We start from the raw sequence: 1,898 nt of genomic DNA on the forward strand, positions 1-1,898 counted from the left end.
GGATCGAGTAGGAGGCGGATTTACATCCGCCGTCCTCTCACACCACCGTACGTACGGTTCCGTATACGGCGGTTCAGGTTATGCGGATAAGCCGTTGATCGTATCCAGTATCGAGACCAGTCCCAGCTGGTTCCACAGTTTCTTCGGCAACGCCTGATTCATATGTGACGCTCCCGAGTTCCACCAAGGACCTCGGCCATTGGCTGCTGATGTACGGGCACGCCCTTCGTGGATACCCAGGCGCATCAGGTTGCGTGTCCTCGTTGAGGGCTGCTTCCATTGGCGCCAGACGATACATCGAAGTTTGCGTCGTACCCAACCGTCCAGCTCTTCGAGCGGTTTCTTGCTTTGGCTGAGCTTGAAGTAGCCTGCCCAGCCACGCAGCATCGGATTTACACGCTCGATGACTTCCGCCATCTTGTGACCCCGTGCGCTGCGCAACAGGTCTCTGAGCCGGTCGCGTAAGCGCCCCAGGCTCAGCGTCGCCACTTTCAATCTTGGCTGTCGGTGCCTGCTCATTCCATAACCCAGGTAATCACAGACCCAAGGCCGCGCCACACGACTCTTCTCTCGATTCAGCGATAGTTTCAAACGCTGACCCAGGAAGCGCTCAACCCCGGCCAACACCCGTTCGCCGGCACGACGACTGCGCACATAAATGTTCGCATCGTCGGCATAACGCACGAAGCGATGGCCCCGTCGCTCCAGCTCGCAGTCGAGTTCGTTGAGCAGGATGTTCGACAGCAACGGCGAGAGCGGGCCGCCTTGCGGCGTACCCTCCTGTCGTCGGCTGACGATCCCACCTGCCATCGTCCCGGCTTCGAGGTAACGACGGATCAGCCTGAGCACCCGTTTGTCTTCGACTTGACGCCTGACGTAGGCCATCAATACATCGTGGTTGACCCGATCGAAGAATTTCTCCAGATCGAGTTCCACGCACCAGCGGTGGCCCGCCGCCACATGGGCACGGGCTGTTTCGATGGCTTGATGAGCGCTTCTGCCCGGACGAAAGCCATAGCTGTAGTCCGAGAACAGAGGATCGAAGATGGGCGTGAGCTGTTGCAGCAAGGCTTGTTGGATCAGGCGATCCACGACACAGGGAATGCCCAGCTGTCGCATTCCACCTTTAGGTTTTGGGATTTCGACAGCGCGCACACCTTGCGGGTGATACTCGCCGGCCAGCAACCGAGCCTTGAGGATCGGCCAATACTGATTCGTGTAGTCCGCCAGTTGCTCCACCGTCATGCCATCGGCACCCGGTGCGCCCTTGTTGCTGACCACACGCTGATACGCACGCCGCAGGTTGGCGGGTGCAAGCACCCGCTCCATCAGCGTCTGCGGCTCCGCGTTCGTCCACGTCACAGACGCCGCCGATGCCTGCGCACTGCCGGCCGCAGGCCCTGGATTCCGTCCAGCACCTGGGGTTACAGCCCTCTTATCGAGAGATTTCTGCTTTGGCGACATTCGACGAGACTCTGACGCCTACTGGCGGCATAACCTGTTCGGCCCTTGGTGGCTTGGTTGACCGCCACTTACTATGGCTTCGGCTGACTTCTGCACGTTCATCCCGTCGCCTCTCGACGCTCGGTAGCACAGTGGCAAACATGCAGATCTCCCAGGGTAATTCGCGCGACCTTCCTGCTTATGCCTGTCGGATCTACGTTACAACGTTCCGTGCAAGTATTGGGCTTTGAAGATATTGGCCTTCTTACCCCGCTGCACCGCCTAATCCGCTTCCTGTTCGTCAGGCCAGCATTTTGCCTCGGGCTTCCTTCAGATTCGCAGTCACCCGCGACACCCTTGCCTCTGGCTAACACTTCCCCTTGCCGGGTGTGTAGAGGACTTTCACCTCCAAGTCACCAGCGAGGCCACCACAGCCAAGCTGGTTGCGCTTGCGC

General features: G+C 59.3%; 1 protein-coding gene. It reads right to left on the reverse strand.

The genetic code is table 11. From position 1 onward, the window contains the following. Positions 1–78: 78 nt before the first annotated feature. A complete protein-coding gene (gene ltrA / locus ACLEJQ_RS25705; protein WP_440799904.1) occupies positions 79–1,362 on the reverse strand; it encodes a group II intron reverse transcriptase/maturase in 1,284 nt (427 codons plus the stop codon). Positions 1,363–1,898 lie beyond the last annotated feature (536 nt).

The organism is Pseudomonas sp. SMV71 (assembly GCF_052042015.1).
Classification (GTDB): Bacteria; Pseudomonadota; Gammaproteobacteria; order Pseudomonadales; family Pseudomonadaceae; genus Aquipseudomonas.